Consider the following 17,050-nt stretch of genomic DNA (forward strand, 5'->3'; position numbering starts at 1 on the left):
CGTCAATGAATATCGAGCTCGAAGAGGTGCTCAGCCACGAGGCGTTCCGAAGGGCTGGCCCCATTGTCCGTGCTGGCGCGGCATCTGTGCCTGGACGTCAGGTGCGGTGGGTCCATTCGAGTGAAGTTATGGATATCGCTCCGCTGCTCAGCGGCGGTGAGCTGCTCCTGACAGGCGGTGTGGAGCTCGCGGCTGCATCCGCGGAACAGCGGCGGCAATACATCCGTGACCTCGCTGCCCGCAGTATTGCGGCGCTCGGTATCGAATCCGGCGGGCCGTTGAAGACAATTCCCGCAGATCTTATCCAGACTGCCGAGGCACATGAACTGCCCCTGATTGAACTGAGGAAGGTTGCCCCCTTTGTGCAGATCGCCCAGTCCATTAACAGCCTCCTAGTCACCCGGTCGGTGGACCTGCTGCGGCAAGCGGATGTGCTGTCCCAAAACCTGGCAGCAGAACTGGCGAACGGCGGCGGTTTGAAGGAGCTCCTGCAACTCCTGGCCAGGCAGATCCCGGCCGATGTGGCTGTGATGGACGGCGTGGGAACGGTCATCGAAGAGGCGGCGGCGCCTGCTGCTGCCGAACCACAATCCGAGGTTGAGTTCCCACCGCTCGAATTCGATATCTCCCAGCGCGGTACGGTGACGGCTTCCTTGCGCCTCCGCCCCAAGACGGATGGCGACAGCTCCTGGGCGCAGGTTGTTGGTGAGCGGGCAGCGAGCATCCTGGCGCTGGCGCTGCATGGACGGCACGCACCGGATCTTGTGGACGTAGCGGGCAAGGAGCTGGTGCGATCAATTTTGAGCGGAGTCCAGGGCCAGCGGCTAAGGCAGCTTTGCCGAACCGCTGGCATGGATCCTGACTACCAGTTTGTGGTCGTTCTCGGCAGGCCGTTGGGTGCCGGCTGTCGCTGGGCCGGCGTCGAGAGGCTGGTCCGTAAATACCGGACAAAGGCCATTGTTTATGTCCAGCAGCAAGAAATGGTCGCTGTGGCTGCCCTTCCCGTCAAGGGGTCGCGTGCCCGTCGGGCAACGTTGTTGTCAGAGCTGAAAGCGGGTATCGTCGACCAACCCCAGGTGCTGGTGGTCGGTCCGGTCTCGGCGGGGATCGCCGATGCCGCACGGTCTCTTGCCGAGACGAGGCTGACTTTCGATCTGGCCCCCGCGGGGACGGGCCCTGGTTCCGTTATCGACGCCGATGCCTTCGTGATAGAACGCTTGGCGTCTCAAGCTTCCGGTGATGAAGCGATTCACCACGTGGTGGATGAACTCCTCGGCGGGCTCATTGCACACGATGACGCCCGACGTTCGCGCTTGCTCGAAACGTTTGACGAATGGTTGGCCTCCGGCTGCAATACGGCGGAGACTGCGCGGGCGATGCACCTCGAGCGCCAATCTTTGTACAACAGGCTGGAGAAGATCTTCGAGCTCATCGGCGGGGACCCGCGCGGTACCGACAGGCTTGCCGGGCTTCATTTGGCTGCACGGTTGGGGCGCTATCTCCGTTCGTCCTGAAACGGATAGGTGTGACCGCGGATGCCGGTCTTCCGTTGAAACTAGAGGACCTTGCGGATGGTCTCTTCGAAACTGGTGACGTGCTCCAGCGCCAAGGTGCTGGCTTTGTCTGCGTCGCCGGCAACAATCGCGTCCAGCAGTTCCACATGTTCGGTGATGTGTCCGGCGATCGATGGTACGCGGTCCAGCACCAGGCACCAGATCCGGGTGGCGAGGTTGTCCAGCCGGATGAGGGTTTCTTCCAGATGCTGGTTGCCCGCCGCTTTGTAAATTAGCCGGTGCACGCTCAGGTCGTAGCGCATCAGCGCGTGCTTCTCGGGCTTCTGGCCGTCGAGGCGTTCAATGTCCCGGGCCAGGTTGTGCAGTTCTTCCTTCACCTCGGGGCCGGCCATCCGGGCGGCCCGTCGGGCTGCCAGCGGTTCCAGCGCCTGCCGCAGTTCGGAAACGTCGGCCAAGGCGGTGATATCCACAATGGTGGCAAAGGTTCCTCGGCGCGGGTAGGAGGTGACCATGTGGTCGATCTCCAGACGCTTGAGCGCCTCGCGGACGGGCGTGCGGCCGATACCCATCTCAGCGGCCAGCTGCCCGTCATTGATCGGTTCCCCGGGGCGGATGTCCAGCATGATCAGTTTGTCCCGAAGTTCACGGTAGGCGCGCTCGGCCAGCGAGAGGGACAGGTCGGCGCTGTGCGCCGACTCAGCAATGATGCTCATGGGCTCGCTCCTTGGCTGGGCGGGTTAATTCGGGCTAAATCTTACTGCTGTTGACAGTGTGTGATCACCATCATACTATTACAACCAGTTCTGATATATCACATACACATTAGTTGTTTTTCAAAGGAGAGAACGAATGGTGTCTACCCTGACCACCCCGCTGGCAAGCGCTGACCCGGAGGTTGCCGCAGCCATTGGCCAGGAGTTGGATCGCCAGCAGTCCACGCTGGAAATGATCGCTTCCGAGAACTTCGCCCCGACCGCAGTGATGGAAGCCCAGGGCTCTGTCCTGACCAACAAGTACGCCGAGGGCTACCCCGGACGGCGCTATTACGGCGGCTGCGAGCACGTCGACGTGATCGAGCAGCTGGCCATCGACCGGGTCAAGGGACTCTTCGGCGCTGAGGCCGCCAACGTGCAGCCGCACTCCGGTGCACAGGCAAATGCGGCCGCGATGTTCGCGCTGCTTAATCCGGGCGACACCATCCTCGGCCTGGACCTGGCCCATGGTGGCCACCTGACCCACGGGATGAAGATCAACTTCTCCGGCAAGCTCTACAACGTTGTTTCCTACGGAGTGTCCGAGGAAGACCACAAGATCGACATGGCCGAAGTCGAGCGGCTCGCCGTCGAGAATAAGCCGAAGCTGATTGTGGCCGGCTGGTCCGCTTACTCCCGGCAGCTGGACTTCGCGGAGTTCCGGCGCATCGCCGATCTGGTCGGCGCCTACCTCATGGTCGACATGGCGCATTTCGCCGGGCTGGTCGCCGCCGGACTGCACCCGAACCCGGTGCCCTACGCCGACGTCGTTACTACCACCACCCACAAGACCCTCGGCGGTCCCCGCGGCGGCGTGATCCTGTCCAAGCAGGAGCTGGCCAAGAAGATCAACTCGGCCGTTTTCCCTGGCCAGCAGGGCGGCCCGCTGGAGCACGTCATCGCCGGCAAAGCCGTCGCCTTCAAGATGGCAGCGTCACCGGAGTTCAAGGAACGCCAGCAGCGGACGCTGCAGGGTGCGCGACTGCTGGCCGACCGCCTGCTGCAGGACGATGTGGCCGCGGCCGGCATCAGCCTGGTCAACGGCGGAACCGACGTCCACCTGGTGCTGGTGGACCTGCGCAACTCCGAGTTGGACGGCCAGCAGGCCGAAGACCGGCTGCACCGCGTGGGCATCACCGTCAACCGCAATGCCGTCCCGTTCGACCCGCGCCCGCCGATGGTTTCCTCCGGCCTGCGGATCGGTACGCCGGCGCTGGCTACGCGTGGCTTCGGGGATGCCGAATTCGCCGAGGTTGCCGACATCATCGCCACGGCTTTGACCCACGAACTGACCGATGAACTGACCTCGGAGCTGCAGAACCGCGTCACCGTCCTCGCCGAAAAATTCCCCCTCTACCCGAACCTGAATGCTGATACTTCGAACGGAGCACTGTAATGGCTGATCTGCTGCCAGAGCACCCGGATTTCCTGTGGCGGAATCCTGAGCCCAAATCTTCGTACGACGCCGTTATTGTCGGCGGCGGCGGACACGGCCTGGCTACCGCGTACTACCTGGCCAAGAACTTTGGCATGACCAACATCGCCGTGCTGGAGCGCGGCTGGCTGGCCGGCGGGAACATGGCCCGCAACACCACCATCATCCGCTCCAACTACCTGTGGGACGAGAGCGCGGGCATCTACGAGCACTCGCTGAAGCTGTGGGAGCAACTGCCCGAGGAACTGGAATACGACTTCCTGTTCAGCCAGCGCGGCGTCATGAACCTCGCACACACCCTGCAGGACGTGCGCGAGAGCGTGCGCCGGGTCAACGCCAACGTGCTCAATGGTGTGGATGCGGAGTGGATCACCCCGGAGCAGGTCAAGGAACTCTGCCCGATCATCAACACCGGGGACGACATCCGCTACCCGGTCATGGGCGCGACCTACCAGCCGCGCGCCGGCATCGCCAAGCACGACCACGTGGCCTGGGCCTTTGCACGCAAGTGCGACGAGATGGGCGTGGACATCATCCAGAACTGCGAGGTCACCGGTTTCATCAAGGACGGCAACCGCGTGGTCGGCGTCGAAACCAACCGCGGCCGGATCAACGCCGGCAAGGTGGCCCTGGCCGGTGCCGGACACAGCTCCGTGCTGGCCGAGCTGGCCGGTTTCGAACTGCCCATCCAGTCCCACCCGCTGCAGGCCCTGGTCTCCGAACTGCACGAACCCGTGCACCCCACGGTGGTCATGTCCAACCACGTGCACGTCTACGTCTCCCAGGCGCACAAGGGCGAACTGGTCATGGGCGCTGGCATCGACTCCTACAACGGCTACGGCCAGCGCGGCGCCTTCCACGTGATCGAGGAGCAGATGGCTGCCGCCGTCGAACTCTTCCCGATCTTTGCCCGTGCCCACGTGCTGCGCACCTGGGGCGGCATCGTGGACACCACCATGGACGCCTCCCCGATCATCTCCAAGACCCCCATCGACCAGCTCTACGTGAACTGCGGTTGGGGCACGGGCGGATTCAAGGGCACCCCTGGCGCCGGCTTCACCTTCGCCCACACCATCGCGATGGACGAGCCGCACCCGCTCAACGCCCCGTTCGCCCTGGACCGCTTCGAAACCGGGCACCTGATCGACGAACACGGCGCCGCAGCCGTAGCCCACTAGGAAGGAAAACCACGATGCTTCTGATCGAATGCCCCTGGTGCGGGCCGCGCGACGAAACCGAATACCACTACGGCGGCGAGGCCCACGTGGCCTACCCCGAAGACCCCAACCAGCTCAGCGACGAGGAGTGGGCAAAGTTCCTCTTCTACCGCGCCAATCCCAAGGGCCTCTTTGCCGAGCGTTGGGTGCACAGCACCGGCTGCCGGCGCTGGTTCAACGCGGTGCGCGACACCGTCAGCTATGACATCAAGGCCGTGTACAAGCCCGGCGAAAAGAAACCACAGATCGACGCCGGCAACGTAGCCGGCGCCAAGGTCCAGTCAGTTGAAGGAGGAGCGAAGTGACCGCCCCCAGTGCCAACCAGTCCCAGCGGCTCGCAGCCGCTGCCAGCGCCGCTGCGCGGATCGACCGCACCAAGCCCCTGGCCTTTACGCTCGACGGTGAGGCCTTCGGCGGCTTCGCCGGTGACACCCTGGCATCGGCCATGCTCGCTGCCGGCAAGGTCACGGTAGGAAACTCGCTCTACCTCGACCGTCCCCGCGGCATCCTCTCCGCCGGCGTGGAAGAAGCGAACGCCCTGGTCAAGATCAGCGCCCGTTTCGAAGGCCACGTGGACGAGTCCATGCTGCCGGCAACCACCGTTGAGCTGACGGACGGCTTGGAGGCCAAGCTGCTCCAGGGCCTGGGCCAGCTGGACCCGCGCACGGACAAGGCCGTGTACGACCGTAAGTACGTCCACACCGATGTCTTGGTTGTCGGCGCCGGCCCCGCCGGACTGGCCGCCGCCCGCGAAGCTGCCAAGAGCGGCGCCCGCGTCATCCTGATGGACGAGCAGCCCGAAGCCGGCGGATCGCTGCTGTCCGGCCGGGACGAGGTCATTGACGGCCTGCCCGCGCAGGACTGGATCGCCCGGACCACGGCCGAACTGGCTGCCGCCGAGGAAGTCACCTACCTCTCGCGGACCACCGCGTTCGGCAGCTACGACAGCAACTTCGTCGTCGCCGTGCAGCGCCGCACCGACCACCTGACCGGCGAACTTGGCGCCGGCGTCTCCCGCGAACGCATCTGGCATGTCCGCGCCAAGCAGGTGGTACTCGCCACCGGTGCGCACGAGCGCCCGATCGTCTTCGCGAACAATGACCGTCCCGGCATCATGCTGGCCTCCGCCGTGCGCAGCTACCTGAACCGCTACGCAGTTGCGGCCGGACACAATGTTGTTGTTGCCACCACCAATGACTCTGCCTACAAGCTGGTCGCCGACCTGCAGGCAGCCGGCATCGGAATCGCGGCCGTGGTCGACTCCCGGCCCGAGGTCACCGGCGACGCAGCCGAGGCCCTGGCCGCCGCGGGCATCCGCCTGATCACCGGCAGCGCCGTGGTGGACACCGACGGCAACAACGACGGCGGAAGGATCAGCGCCGTCGTCGTAAGCGCTTTGGACGCCGACGGGCAGCTGACCGGCGAACCGGAGAAGATCGAAACGGATCTGCTCGCCGTCTCCGGCGGCTGGACCCCCGTGGTCCACCTGCACAGCCAGCGTGAGCGCCAGCTGAAGTGGGACGAGGCGCTCGCCGCGTTCGTCCCCGGCCGCGAGGTCAAGGACCAGCAGACCGCCGGTGCCCTCAACGGCAACCTGGATCTGGCCGGCTGCCTTGAGGAAGGCGCCCAGGCCGGTACCGGGGCCGCTACCCGGGCCGGCTTCCGCGCCAACGCGCTGGTTCCCGCCGCCGCACCCGAGACCTTCGCCCCGATCCGCCCGCTGTGGCTGGTTCCGGGACTCGAGGGCGAGGCCGCCGGCTGGAAGGCCCACTTTGTGGACTTCCAGCGCGACCAGACCGTGGCCGACGTGCTGCGTTCCACCGGTGCCGGCATGCGCAGCGTGGAGCACGTGAAGCGCTACACCTCGATCAGCACCGCCAACGACCAGGGCAAGACCTCCGGCATCAACGCCATCGGCGTTATCGCGGCGGCGCTGAACAACACCGACATCGGCAGCATCGGCACCACCGCCTACCGCGCCCCTTACACGCCGGTGGCCTTCACGGCACTGGCCGGGCGCCAGCGCGGGGAGCTCTTCGACCCGGCACGGCTGACCTCGATCCACCCGTGGCATGTGGCCCACGGCGCCTTGTTCGAGGACGTCGGACAGTGGAAACGCCCCTGGTACTTCCCGCTGCCGGGCGAGGACATGGACACGGCCGTGCTGCGCGAATGCGCCGCCGTGCGTGAGAGCGTCGGCTTCATGGACGCCACCACGCTGGGCAAGATCGAGATCCGCGGCAAGGACGCCGGTGAGTTCCTCAACCGGATGTACACCAACGCGTTCAAGAAGCTCAAGCCGGGGCTGGGCCGCTACGGCCTGATGTGCACCCCTGACGGCATGATTTTCGACGACGGCGTGACCCTGCGCCTCGACGAGGACCGCTACTTCATGACCACCACCACCGGCGGCGCTGCCAAGGTGCTGGACTGGCTGGAGGAATGGCTGCAGACCGAATGGCCGGAGCTGGACGTGGTCTGCAACTCCGTCACGGAGCAGTACACCACCGTAGCCGTGGTGGGTCCGAAGTCCCGCGCCGTGATCGCCAAGCTGGCGCCGGAGCTGGACCTGGACAACGACGCGTTCCCGTTCATGGCGTTCAAGGAGACCACGCTCGCGTCCGGCATTCCGGCGCGCGTCTGCCGGATCTCGTTCTCCGGCGAGCTGGCGTTCGAGATCAACGTGTCCTCCTGGTACGGACTCAAGGTCTGGGAAGACGTGGCCGAGGCCGGCGCGGAGTTCAACATCACCCCGTACGGCACCGAAACCATGCACGTGCTCCGCGCCGAAAAGGGCTTCATCATCGTTGGCCAGGACACGGACGGCACCGTCACCCCGCAGGACGCGGGGATGGAATGGGTGGTCTCCAAGGCCAAGGACTTCGTGGGCAAGCGTTCCTACTCGCGGGCGGACAACGTGCGCGAGGACCGCAAGCAGCTGGTCGGCGTCCTGCCGGTGGACAAGTCGTTCCGCCTGCCGGAGGGTGCACAGCTGGTCAACCAGGGCACCCGCATCGCCCCGGCGGAAGCCCCGGTGCCGATGGAGGGCCACGTGACCTCCAGCTACCACAGCGCCGCGCTGGGCCGCAGCTTCGGCCTGGCCATGATTAAGAATGGCCGCAACCGGATCGGTGAGACGCTGCAGGCCCCGCTCGGCGGGCAGCTTGTGGACGTTGTCATCGCAGAACCCGTACTTTACGATCCCGAAGGGAGCCGTCGTGATGGCTGAACAGGTATTGACCGACATTGCAGCACTGCGCCGCAGTCCGCTGGCACATCTGGAAGACGCAATCCGCGAAGGCGCCGTGTCCGGCGAACGGGGCGTGAGCCTGCGCGAGATCCCGTTCCTGAACATGGTCGGCCTGCGGGCCGAGCCGGGTTCGGCCGGGGCCAAGGCTTTGGAGGCCGCCCTGGGCCTGCCGCTGCCGGGAGGCCACGGACAGGTGACGGGCGCCGTCGACGGGACCGCACTGTTGTGGCTGGGCCCGGACGAGTTCCTGCTGGTCGGCCCGGAAGGCTCCAACGCCACCGCGGCGCTGACCGAGGCCCTCGGTGCCGAGCCGGGCGCCGTCGTCGATGTGTCGGCGAACCGCACCACGCTGGAACTGACCGGCCCCTCGGCACGCGCTGTGCTGGAGAAGGGCTGCCACGTGGACCTGCACCCGCGGGCCTTCACACCGGGCGGCGCGGTCATGACCCAGCTCGGCCCGGTACCGGTGCTGCTGTGGCAGACGGCTGAGGAAGGCGGAGCGCAGACCTACCGGATCCTGCCGCGCGCCTCCTTCGCGGACTACACCGCACGCTGGCTGCTGGACGCTATGACGGAGTTCGCCTCACCCGAGGTACCGTAATGGCGCTCAGCGCACTGGATCTGTTTTCCGTTGGCATCGGCCCCTCCTCATCGCACACGGTGGGGCCGATGCGGGCAGCCAAGCGGTTCACCGACGGCTTGGTCCGGGACGGGCAGTTGAACGCAGTTGCCCGCGTCCGGGCCGAGCTGTTCGGCTCGCTGGGCGCCACCGGTTTCGGCCACGGCTCGGACAAGGCCGTGGTCCTGGGCCTGCAGGGCCAGGACCCGGAGACGGTGGATACGGACACGGCGGACGCGCAGGTCCGCGACGCCGTCGCCGCGCGCAAGCTGGCGCTGGCCGGTGAGCATCCGGTGTCCTTCGACTGGGACGCCGATGTGATCCTGCACCGGCGCAAGGCCTTGCCGGCGCACCCGAACGGCATGACCTTCTTCGCGTACGACGACGCCGGGGACCTGCTGCGCGAACGCACCTACTATTCAGTGGGCGGCGGCTTTGTGGTGGACGAGGATGCGGCCGGAGCGGACCGGATCGTCGAAGACTCCACCGTCCTGCCGTACCCGTTCACCACCGGCGCCCAACTGCTGGCGCACTGCCGGACCGAAGGCCTCTCCATCGCGCAGGTCATGCTCGCCAATGAGCTCACCTGGCGCAGCGAAGCCGAGCTGCGCTCGCAGCTGCTGCACATCTGGGCGGTCATGCAGGAGTGCGTGGAGAACGGCTGTACCCGCACGGAGGAGAGGTTGCCCGGGGGACTGAAGGTCCGCCGTCGTGCTCCTGAACTGCGCCGCAAGCTGCGCCAGATCGAGACGGCGGCCGCCACCAGCGGCAGCCCGCAGTCGGATCCGCTCTGGGCGATGGAGTGGGTCAATCTTTACGCGCTGGCGGTCAATGAAGAGAATGCCTCCGGCGGCAGGATTGTTACCGCGCCGACCAACGGGGCGGCCGGCATCATCCCGGCCGTGCTGCACTTCTATACCCGGTTCGTCCCGGGTGCAGATGACGACGGCGTGGTGGAGTTCCTGCTCACGGCGGCGGCAGTGGGTATCCTCTTTAAGGAGAACGCGTCCATCTCCGGTGCAGAAGTCGGTTGCCAGGGCGAAGTGGGCTCGGCCTGCTCCATGGCCGCCGGCGCGCTGTGCGCGGTGCTGGGCGGGACACCCGAACAGGTTGAAAACGCTGCCGAAGTGGGCATCGAGCACAACCTGGGGCTGACCTGTGATCCTGTAGGAGGGCTGGTGCAGATTCCCTGCATCGAGCGCAACGCGATCGCCAGCGTCAAGGCGATCAACGCCGCGCGGCTCTGCCTGCAGGGCGACGGTGAGCACAAGGTCTCCCTGGATCAGGCCATCAAAACGATGCGCGAGACCGGCAAAGATATGAAGATCAAGTACAAGGAGACCTCCCGTGGTGGCTTGGCCGTCAACGTCATTGAGTGCTGAACAACAGCCCGCACCGGGCGCCGAAGCGGCGTCCGAGCTTGTGCTGACCCTGGACTGCCGGGAGGCGCCGGGTATTGTGCACGCCGTCAGCGGCGTGCTGCTGGAACACGGCTGCAACATCGTCGAACTCAAGCAGTTCGACGACAGGCGCCTGGGCCACTTCTTCATGCGGGTCCATGTGGCCTCCTCGACCGGAGAGGCACTGGACGAGGAAGCCCTGCGCAAAGACTTGGGGCCGGTGGCCGAACGTTTCGGGATGAGCTGGGAGCTCGACCGGCACGGGGCCAAGCGGCGCGTGATGATCATGGTCTCCAAGTTCGGGCACTGCCTGAACGACCTGCTCTTCCGTGCACGCACGGGGGAGTTGCCGGTGGATATCGTCGCCGTGGTATCCAACCACCGCGACCACCAGCGGCTGGTGGAGTGGCACGGCATCCCGTTCTTCCACATCCCGGTCACCCCGGACACCAAGCCCGAGGCCGAGGCGAAGCTGCTGGAACTGGTGGACCGCTTCGAGGTGGATCTGGTGGTCCTGGCCCGCTACATGCAGGTGCTCAGTGACTCGCTGGCCACCCGGATGGCCGGCCGCGTGATCAACATCCACCACTCCTTCCTGCCCAGCTTCAAGGGTGCCAAGCCGTACCACCAGGCGTACGAGCGCGGCGTGAAAACCGTGGGCGCCACCGCGCACTACGTCAACAGCGAGCTGGACGAGGGCCCGATCATCGCCCAGCAGCTGGTGGACGTGGACCACACCTTCGGCCCCGAGGACCTGGTCGCGGCCGGGCGCGATACCGAATGCAAGGCGCTCTCCAACGCGGTGAAGTGGCACTGCGAAGGCCGCGTCATCCTGCACGGAAACCGGACGGTAGTGCTGCGCTAACACGATCTGACCTGACCTGACGTGTCCTGCCCGGATACGACAGCGGGTCTGCGGCACCGCTGGCAAACAACGACGGCGGCTCTCACCTTCTGAGGTGAGGGCCGCCGCTGCTGTTTAACCGCTGCCAACGTGATCTTTTGCACTCCTGAAACTTTGCAGTTGTGTATTTTTGCAGCGACTGCAACAATGGTTCGGTGAGTCAACTACTTTCCCTGCGGGACCGCAAGCGCGCCGAAACCTGGGCCGCACTGCACCTGTCCGCGTCCGGTACAGCCCTGGACAACGGCCTGGAATGCGTGACCGTGGACGCCGTGGCAGCGGACGCCGGCGTTTCCCCGCGCACCTTTTTCAACTACTTCGCTTCCAAAGAAGATGCCGTCCTTGGCCTGCAGGAGCCTTTCGTCGACGAGTCCATGCTGGCGGACTTCGACGTTGACGGGGACCTGCTGGCAAGCGTGAGCCATTTGATGCACGCCGTCACCCGGACCATCCACGGCGGCGCCGACGAGAGCGGCAACCGGTGCCGCGAGGTCATCTGCCGGTATCCGCAGCTGATGCACCGCCGGTTCCAGTACATCGTCAAGGTGGAGCAGCTCGTCACCGATGCCGTAGCCGAAAGGCTCGCCCAGTCGGGCAGATGGGCCACCGCCCCGGCCGGCTACAACGTAGAGGACGTCGCCAAGATGCTGGTCCTCGTCGCCGGTGCCGGGCTGCGCTTTGCCATCCAAAAAACCATTTCCCACCCCACCCGCGAATCGCAGTCCGAGGCCCTCGACCAGGGCATGGAACTGATGCGCAACATCCTGAAGGAACTTCTGTGAGCAAACCCGCAACTGTCGAAAGCGGCGCGCAGCACGGCAAACTGGCGCTGGTCTTTGTGGCCCTGGTGATGGCCATGCTGCTTGCCGCCCTGAACCAGACCATCCTTGGCACAGCGCTGCCAACCATCGTCGGCGAACTCAACGGCGCCAACCTGATGCTGTGGGTGATTACCGGCTACATCCTGGCCTCCACCATCATGATGCCGATCTACGGCAAGCTCGGCGATCTGATCGGCCGCAAGTCCCTGCTCATCGGGGCGATCCTCGTCTTCCTGGCCGGATCCATTATCGGTGCGCTGGCCCTCGACATGGCCTGGCTCATTGCCGCCCGCATCGTCCAGGGCCTGGGCGGCGGTGGTCTGATGATCCTCTCGCAGGCCATCATTGCCGACGTGGTACCCGCCCGCGAACGCGGCAAGTACATGGGCTGGATGGGCGGCGTCTTCGCCTTTTCCTCCGTGGTGGGCCCGCTGATCGGCGGCTGGCTGACCGAGGGACCGGGCTGGCGCTGGACCTTCTGGTTCAACGTGCCGGTTGCTGTGCTGGCCCTGCTGGGTGCGATCTTCTTCCTCAAGACACCGCCCAAGACCAGCCGGCCCAAACTCGATATCTGGGGCATCCTTCTCATGGCCGCCGCCACCACCGGACTGGTGCTGGTCAGCAGCTGGGGCGGCAGCACCTACGACTGGTCCGATCCGGTCATCATCTCCCTGATCGCCGGCACGGTGCTGGCCGCGTTCCTCTTTGTTCTGGTGGAGCGTCGCACCGCGGAACCGATCATCCCCATGGAGCTGTTCCGGGACCTCAACTTCAACCTGACCACCATTTCCGGCCTACTGGTTTCGGTGGCGATGTTCGGCGCCATCGGCTACATGCCTACGTATCTGCAGATGGCTACCGGGGCCACCGCCACCGAGGCCGGCCTGCTGATGATCCCGATGATGGGTGCGCTGCTGGCGGCCTCCGTGATCTCGGGCTCGCTGGTGTCCAAGACCGGCCGCTACAAGTGGATGCCCATTGTCGGTTCGGCCATCCTCGCGGTCGCACTGGTGCTCATGGGGCTGGTCCACGCCGATACCGCCGTCTGGCATATCTGCTTGAACCTTGGCCTGCTGGGCCTGGGGCTGGGCCTGAACATGCAGATCCTCGTGCTCATTGTGCAGAACACGTTCCCCGCGCGGCAGGTGGGAACGGCGACGGCGGCCAACAACTTTTTCCGCCAGATCGGCGCCACGCTCGGTTCCGCCGTCGTTGGTAGTCTCTTCGCCTCGCGGCTGGTGGGTTTCCTGACCGAACGGCTGCCGGCTGATGCCGTTGCCGCCACCGGTGGCGGCAACTCGCTGACCCCGGAAATGGTCCACGGCCTGCCCGAGGCCATCCAGACGCAGATCGTCGAGTCCTACAACGAGGCGCTGATGCCGCTGTTCGCCTTCATGTTCCCGCTGGCCCTGGCTGCCGCCGTGCTGTGCCTGTTCATCAAGGAGAAGCCGCTGGCCACCTCGCTGGAGCCGGACGTGATGCCGGAGGCGCTCGCGGAGGGCAACGTACTGATCACAGCCGACGACGACGGCGGGGCGGCCCGGCAGGCCGAGCCCAGCCGACGCTGAACCACGGCTGAAGCACGGCTGAACCGCGGCTGACTCACCGCTGACGGTCCGGCCGGCGGTCCGCAGCCGGGGCCCGATGGCTAAGCTTGCTCCATGGGCGCATCACCTGCACTGCATAAAGAGCCGCGGGTCCTCGAAATCGAGACCCTCGAGCAGTTCGACCGGCTCGTGGCGGAGGGCGCGAAGACGCTGCGGGCCGGGGCCGGGCAATCCATGAGCGGCTGGCACTTCCAGTCGGTGGACCTGCGGGAGCGGACCGGTGTGCTGCGGGACCTGGATCCCTCCGGCGCGATCTTCCTCGGCTGCGACTTCGAGCCTGGGGTCGAGGAGTTGCTGCGTGCCCGCGGCGCGCTGCTGTTCCCCGTTCTTCCCGGTATCCCGTTCGATGCCTACCGGGCCGCGGTGTATACGCCCTCCGAGCTGTTCGATGGCCTGGCCGCCGCAGAGTACGAGGCAACGCCTGACGCGCTCATCTACGCCTGGTCCACGCAGCCGGCTGCCCGGGTGAACCTCGACGCCACCCTCGCGGCCAGCCTGCATGACCACGCCGTCGGCGATGCCATGGATGCGTTGTTCGACGGCCCGGGCTTCAACGGCCGGAAAGTGGTCGGCGTGATGGGCGGGCACGCTGCGGAGCGCGGGAGTAAAACGTACGACGACGCCGCCCGCCTAGGTAGGCAGCTCGCGAATGCCGGGTGTGCAGTGGCGACCGGCGGCGGTCCGGGCGCGATGGAGGCCGCCAATCTCGGGGCGTACCTGTCATCGGCGGAGGACAGCGCTTTCGCCCAGGCGGTGGCTTCGCTGGCCGAAGTGCCTTCCTTCCGCCCCTCCGTAACGGCTTGGGCCAGGGCGGCGGCGCGGGTCCTCGAACAGCACCCCGACGGCGTCGTTAATCTTGGCATTCCGACTTGGCACTACGGGCACGAACCGCCGAATCTGTTCGCCACGCACATCGCCAAATACTTCGCCAATGCCATCCGGGAGGCCGTGCTGCTGGAGCGGTGCAATGGCGGGATCGTTTTCCTGCCCGGCGCCGGCGGAACAGTGCAGGAGATTTTCCAGGACGCGTGCGAAAACTATTACGCGACGCCGGAGCAGCTCTCGCCGATGATCCTGGTGGGCGCCTCGTACTGGACCGACGAGCTTCCCGTATGGCCGCTGCTGCAGTCGCTGGCACGCGGACGGGCGATGGAAGGGGCCATCCACCTAGTTGATTCGGTAGAAGCGGCGGTGCGGCTCACGCTTCCGTAGCACCCCTGGCGCAGTCCCGCCAGCAGTGGCGCAACAGCGTCAGGCGACCCCGGTGCCGAACAGCAGGCCCAGGAGGTAGGTTGCCAAGGCTGCCCCGAAGCCGATGCCCAACTGCCGCATCGCCCGTTTGAACGGCGAAGCCCCGGAGAGCAGGCCGACGATTCCTCCGGTCACGAGCAGCGCCAGGCCAACAAGAACCAGCGAGACCAGTATGGCCGGCAGGCCCTGCAGGCCGAAGATGTACGGCAGGATCGGTATGAGCGCGCCGCTGGAGAAGAACAGGAAGCTGGAGATGGCTGCATTCCAGCCGGTCCCGATCTCCTGGTACTCGACCTCCTCAACTCCGGGGTGCAGGGACAGGCTGGGATCGCAGTCGCAGTTCAGGTAGCCCATCCGTTCCGCGGCCCGGTGCTCGGCCGCTTCGAGGGTCATGCCGCGGGCCCGGTAGACCAGGACCAGTTCGTTGGATTTCAGATCCAGGTCCGGAGCCGCCGTCAGGGTGATCTGGGTGGGTTTTGTCGCACTGAGCAGTTCACGCTGGGAACGAACGGAAACGTACTCGCCGGCGCCCATGGAGAGCGCCCCGGCCAGCAGGCCGGCGATGCCGCTGAACAGGATGAAGCCGCTGGAGACGCCGGTGGCGCCGATGCCCATGATCAGGGCGAGGTTCGAGACCAGTCCGTCGTTGGCGCCGAAGACGGCGGCACGGAAGTTGCCGGACAGCCGTGCGCGGCCGCGGGTTGCGAGGCCCCGGATGACCTCTTCGTGGATCAATTCGTCGGCGGCCATCGCATTCGTGGCGGCCGGTTCGGAGCTGTAGGGGGAGCGGCCCTCGGCCCGCTGCGCCAGCGCCATGACAAAGACCGAGCCGAACCAACGCGCCATGGTGCGCAGCAGGCTGCGCCGGAAGGATGGGCGTGCAGGTTTGTCCGCGTGCTCGCCGAGCAGGTCGCGCCAGTGCTGTTCGTGCCTGCCCTCGGCTTCGGCCAGTTCCAGCAGGATGGCTCGTTCTTCGCCGTGGCGGCGGCGGGCCAAGTCCCGGTAGATGGCCGCTTCGGCTCGTTCGTCGGCCAGATACCGGCGCCAAAGTTTGATGTCCCGGCTTGACGGCGGGGCCTGGCTGGATTGGGCGGGTCCTTCGCGGGAAGGGCTCATGGTGGCGCTGCTCCTGATCATGGACCGGAGACGGGATGGCTCCGGTCAGTTATACGGCAAACTGACCGAAGGTCTCGCTCGCCCGAAGCCTGCCGGATTGATGCAGGATCAGGTGGACTGCCGGGCCAATCGTGCTGGCCAGTATGTCGACAGGCCTCCACGCCGTTCCATGACGGGGCTTCCCGATGAACCGGAAATCCTCGACAGGCGGTGGAGCTACTCCCCTTCGCAGCCTCCATCATACCTTGGTGGGTCCCGAAGGTCCCGGAGACAGGGGGTTAGCCAGCACACACAGGCGTTCATGAAGGATAGGTCGGGGAAGTGTCATGGGGGAGCCGCGATGCCGGGATGAACACGGGCCGCCGTTAGGATGGAGCCGTGGCTACCTCGGCATCTCCTACCCCGGATCCCGCACCCGGGCGCAACAAGTTCTCCACCCGGCTGCTGCGCGGCGGTACCGAACCGGATCCGCGTTTCACGCTGGCGAACGAGCGCACCTTCCTGGCCTGGATCCGCACCTCGCTGGCGCTGCTGGCCGGCGGCATCGCCGTTGAGGCGTTCACTACCGAACTGTTCGTCACCGAGGTCCGCAAGACCGTGGCCATCCTGCTGCTGGTCCTGGCCATGGTGATCGGCGCCGGCGCCTTCTTCCGGTGGCTGAACGTGGAGCGGGCCATGCGGCAAAAAACCCCGCTGCCCCTGCCACTGATCGCGCCCATCCTGGCTGTCGGCGGGGCAGTTGTCGCGGCGATCCTGGTGGTCTTCGTTGTCCTGCGGCCCCTCTGACCATGGCACTGCGCCGGGGTCCCGCACCCGAACATAACGACGCCGGACTCCAGCCCGAGCGAACGTCGCTCGCCTGGGGCCGGACTACTATGGCCATGGTGGTTACCGCCGCGATCTTCCTGCGCTGGATGCCGCACCATGGCTGGTTCGCCGGGATCCTCGTAGCCGTCACGCTGGTGACGGCCCTGGCCATCAACCTCACCCAGAAAATCCGGTATCACCGCGCTGTCCGCGGCATTGCCAGCGAAACGGTACATGCCGACGTCGTTGGTGTCCTTTTTACTTCCGCCAGCGTCTTCGTCCTGGGTGCACTGGGCATTTACACGGTGTTGTTCCTGCCCGTGGGCGGCTAGCCAGCGGGCAGGAACAACAGGCTCA

Annotated in this window: 15 protein-coding genes; 13 read left to right on the forward strand and 2 right to left on the reverse strand. The window is 66.0% G+C overall.

What is annotated here, in order from left to right; translation table 11 throughout:
* The first annotated feature begins 5 nt into the window (after positions 1-5).
* A complete protein-coding gene (locus tag AC3A4M_RS19775) occupies positions 6-1,514 on the forward strand; it encodes a PucR family transcriptional regulator (RefSeq protein ID WP_498737940.1) in 1,509 nt (502 codons plus the stop codon).
* Positions 1,515-1,555: 41 nt separating this feature from the next.
* Here the strand turns inward: AC3A4M_RS19775 and AC3A4M_RS19780 are convergent, their stop codons facing one another.
* On the reverse strand, positions 1,556-2,227 hold the full coding sequence (locus tag AC3A4M_RS19780) for a GntR family transcriptional regulator (RefSeq protein WP_498730839.1): 672 nt from the start codon (positions 2,225-2,227) through the stop codon (positions 1,556-1,558).
* 136 nt (positions 2,228-2,363) lie between these two features.
* Between AC3A4M_RS19780 and glyA the strand changes: the two genes are divergently transcribed.
* From glyA to AC3A4M_RS19830, 10 genes are all read left to right on the forward strand, one after another.
* Positions 2,364-3,662, forward strand: a complete 1,299-nt coding sequence (glyA, locus tag AC3A4M_RS19785) for a serine hydroxymethyltransferase (protein ID WP_498737942.1) — start codon at positions 2,364-2,366, stop codon at positions 3,660-3,662.
* Positions 3,662-4,879: a sarcosine oxidase subunit beta family protein gene (locus tag AC3A4M_RS19790; protein WP_498737944.1), complete on the forward strand. Its 1,218-nt coding sequence runs from the start codon at positions 3,662-3,664 to the stop codon at positions 4,877-4,879. The genes glyA and AC3A4M_RS19790 overlap by 1 nt, the downstream gene beginning before the upstream one ends.
* Positions 4,880-4,893: 14 nt before the next feature.
* Positions 4,894-5,223, forward strand: a complete 330-nt coding sequence (locus AC3A4M_RS19795; RefSeq protein WP_498737946.1) for a sarcosine oxidase subunit delta — start codon at positions 4,894-4,896, stop codon at positions 5,221-5,223.
* Positions 5,220-8,147 carry a sarcosine oxidase subunit alpha family protein gene (locus AC3A4M_RS19800; RefSeq protein WP_498737947.1) on the forward strand — a complete coding sequence of 976 codons (2,928 nt, stop codon included), beginning with the start codon at positions 5,220-5,222 and terminating at the stop codon, positions 8,145-8,147. Before AC3A4M_RS19795 ends, AC3A4M_RS19800 begins: the two co-directional genes overlap by 4 nt.
* On the forward strand, positions 8,140-8,769 hold the full coding sequence (locus AC3A4M_RS19805; protein ID WP_498737948.1) for a sarcosine oxidase subunit gamma: 630 nt from the start codon (positions 8,140-8,142) through the stop codon (positions 8,767-8,769). Before AC3A4M_RS19800 ends, AC3A4M_RS19805 begins: the two co-directional genes overlap by 8 nt.
* Positions 8,769-10,169 (forward strand): L-serine ammonia-lyase, encoded by a 1,401-nt coding sequence (locus tag AC3A4M_RS19810; protein ID WP_498737950.1) that lies wholly within the window; start codon positions 8,769-8,771, stop codon positions 10,167-10,169. Before AC3A4M_RS19805 ends, AC3A4M_RS19810 begins: the two co-directional genes overlap by 1 nt.
* Positions 10,159-11,052 carry a formyltetrahydrofolate deformylase gene (purU, locus tag AC3A4M_RS19815; RefSeq protein WP_498737952.1) on the forward strand — a complete coding sequence of 298 codons (894 nt, stop codon included), beginning with the start codon at positions 10,159-10,161 and terminating at the stop codon, positions 11,050-11,052. The genes AC3A4M_RS19810 and purU overlap by 11 nt, the downstream gene beginning before the upstream one ends.
* A gap of 194 nt (positions 11,053-11,246) precedes the next feature.
* Positions 11,247-11,873, forward strand: coding sequence for a TetR/AcrR family transcriptional regulator (locus AC3A4M_RS19820; protein ID WP_498737954.1), 627 nt, complete (start codon positions 11,247-11,249; stop codon positions 11,871-11,873).
* Positions 11,870-13,480 (forward strand): MDR family MFS transporter, encoded by a 1,611-nt coding sequence (locus AC3A4M_RS19825; protein WP_498737956.1) that lies wholly within the window; start codon positions 11,870-11,872, stop codon positions 13,478-13,480. Before AC3A4M_RS19820 ends, AC3A4M_RS19825 begins: the two co-directional genes overlap by 4 nt.
* A 93-nt stretch (positions 13,481-13,573) precedes the next feature.
* Positions 13,574-14,731 (forward strand): LOG family protein, encoded by a 1,158-nt coding sequence (locus AC3A4M_RS19830; protein ID WP_498737957.1) that lies wholly within the window; start codon positions 13,574-13,576, stop codon positions 14,729-14,731.
* Between the two features lie 39 nt (positions 14,732-14,770).
* Here AC3A4M_RS19830 and AC3A4M_RS19835 read toward each other — a convergent pair whose 3' ends face one another.
* On the reverse strand, positions 14,771-15,886 hold the full coding sequence (locus tag AC3A4M_RS19835; RefSeq protein ID WP_498737959.1) for a VIT1/CCC1 transporter family protein: 1,116 nt from the start codon (positions 15,884-15,886) through the stop codon (positions 14,771-14,773).
* Positions 15,887-16,264: 378 nt separating this feature from the next.
* Here AC3A4M_RS19835 and AC3A4M_RS19840 point away from each other — a divergent pair, with 378 nt between their 5' ends.
* Both AC3A4M_RS19840 and AC3A4M_RS19845 read left to right on the forward strand, forming a co-directional pair.
* Complete coding sequence (locus AC3A4M_RS19840) at positions 16,265-16,672, forward strand: YidH family protein (RefSeq protein ID WP_498737961.1); 408 nt, start codon at positions 16,265-16,267, stop codon at positions 16,670-16,672.
* Between the two features lie 2 nt (positions 16,673-16,674).
* Positions 16,675-17,025 (forward strand): DUF202 domain-containing protein, encoded by a 351-nt coding sequence (locus AC3A4M_RS19845; protein ID WP_498737963.1) that lies wholly within the window; start codon positions 16,675-16,677, stop codon positions 17,023-17,025.
* The last annotated feature ends 25 nt before the right edge of the window (positions 17,026-17,050 follow it).

Source organism: Arthrobacter sp. Soil_C_60 (assembly GCF_057656375.1).

Coding starts and splice junctions, on each gene's coding strand:
- AC3A4M_RS19775 (WP_498737940.1), top strand. CDS start 6: ATGAATATCGAGCTCGAAGAGGTGCTCAGCCACGAGGCGTTCCGAAGG.
- AC3A4M_RS19780 (WP_498730839.1), bottom strand. CDS start 2,227: ATGAGCATCATTGCTGAGTCGGCGCACAGCGCCGACCTGTCCCTCTCG.
- glyA (WP_498737942.1), top strand. CDS start 2,364: ATGGTGTCTACCCTGACCACCCCGCTGGCAAGCGCTGACCCGGAGGTT.
- AC3A4M_RS19790 (WP_498737944.1), top strand. CDS start 3,662: ATGGCTGATCTGCTGCCAGAGCACCCGGATTTCCTGTGGCGGAATCCT.
- AC3A4M_RS19795 (WP_498737946.1), top strand. CDS start 4,894: ATGCTTCTGATCGAATGCCCCTGGTGCGGGCCGCGCGACGAAACCGAA.
- AC3A4M_RS19805 (WP_498737948.1), top strand. CDS start 8,140: ATGGCTGAACAGGTATTGACCGACATTGCAGCACTGCGCCGCAGTCCG.
- AC3A4M_RS19810 (WP_498737950.1), top strand. CDS start 8,769: ATGGCGCTCAGCGCACTGGATCTGTTTTCCGTTGGCATCGGCCCCTCC.
- AC3A4M_RS19830 (WP_498737957.1), top strand. CDS start 13,574: ATGGGCGCATCACCTGCACTGCATAAAGAGCCGCGGGTCCTCGAAATC.
- AC3A4M_RS19835 (WP_498737959.1), bottom strand. CDS start 15,886: ATGAGCCCTTCCCGCGAAGGACCCGCCCAATCCAGCCAGGCCCCGCCG.
- AC3A4M_RS19845 (WP_498737963.1), top strand. CDS start 16,675: ATGGCACTGCGCCGGGGTCCCGCACCCGAACATAACGACGCCGGACTC.